General features: G+C 69.5%; 1 pseudogene. It reads left to right on the top strand.

The annotated features are described in order from the left end of the window. Positions 1–1,093 (top strand): annotated as a pseudogene (locus EN993_RS36115) (double-strand break repair protein AddB); the annotation flags it as partial.

Below are 1,093 nucleotides of genomic sequence, written 5' to 3'. Positions count from 1 at the left end.
GGCCGATGTCACCATCTATGTGCCGACGCGCCGCGCCGCGCGCGCCTTGCGGGGTGTCTTCGTCGACAGCCTGGCGGCACGCGGTGGTGGCGGTTCGGCGATCCTGCCGGTCATCCGGCCGCTCGGCGAGTTCGACGAGGATGAGGCCGCATTCGAGACCGAGGCATCGGCGGCCATCGATCTCGCGCCGCCGATTTCGGCAACCGAACGCCTGTTGCTGTTGACGCCGCTGGTGCGCGCCTGGAAACGCCGGCTGCCGGCACATGTCGCCGCCCTTTTTGCCGAGGAGATCGTCATCCCGGCCTCCACCGCCGACGCGATCTGGCTGGCGCGCGATCTCGCCCGGCTGATGGACGAGATCGAGACGGAAGGCACCGACTGGGCCAAGCTCACCGGTCTGGTGACCGGCAACCTTGCCGGATGGTGGCAGGTGACGCTCGAATTCCTCGGCATCGTCACCGACGCCTGGCCGAAATTCCTTGAAGAGAGCGACCGCTCCAATCCGGCTGCGCATCGCAACGCGCTGATCCGCGCCGAGGCCGCACGGCTGCAGCGCAATCCGCCGGCCGGCCCGGTCATCGCCGCGGGCTCGACCGGCTCGATCCCTGCCACGGCAGAACTGCTTGCCGCGATCGCGCGCTTGCCCGGCGGTGCCATCGTGCTGCCCGGTCTCGACCGGATGCTGGACGAAGCGTCCTTCCAGGCAATCGCGGCGCCAGGTGCGCGTCCGGCCGTGCTTGGCCACCCGCAATATGGCCTCGCCAGGCTGATCGCCAAGATCGGCGTGCTGCGCGGCGATGTCGAGGAGATCAGCGCGGGCGAACCGCAACTTGCGCTTCGCGCCGCCCTTGTCGGCGAAGCATTGCGGCCGGCCGAGACCACCGAACTCTGGGCTGAGACGCGTGCCGGGTTCCCGGCATCCGATATTGCCGGCGCCTTCGCCGAAGTGACCTTGCTCGAAGCTGCCAGCGAACGCGATGAAGCCGTTGCCATCGCCGTCGCGCTCAAGCGCGCGGTCGAACAACCCGGCCAAAGGGCGGCTCTCGTCACCGGCGACCGCGCGCTGGCGCGGCGGGTCTCGATCGAGCTCCAG

Source organism: Mesorhizobium sp. M7D.F.Ca.US.004.01.2.1 (assembly GCF_003997785.1).
In the GTDB taxonomy this organism is placed as follows: Bacteria; Pseudomonadota; Alphaproteobacteria; order Rhizobiales; family Rhizobiaceae; genus Mesorhizobium; species Mesorhizobium loti.
Note: the sequence above shows the minus strand (reverse complement) of the source record. Positions and strands in the feature narration are given on the sequence as shown.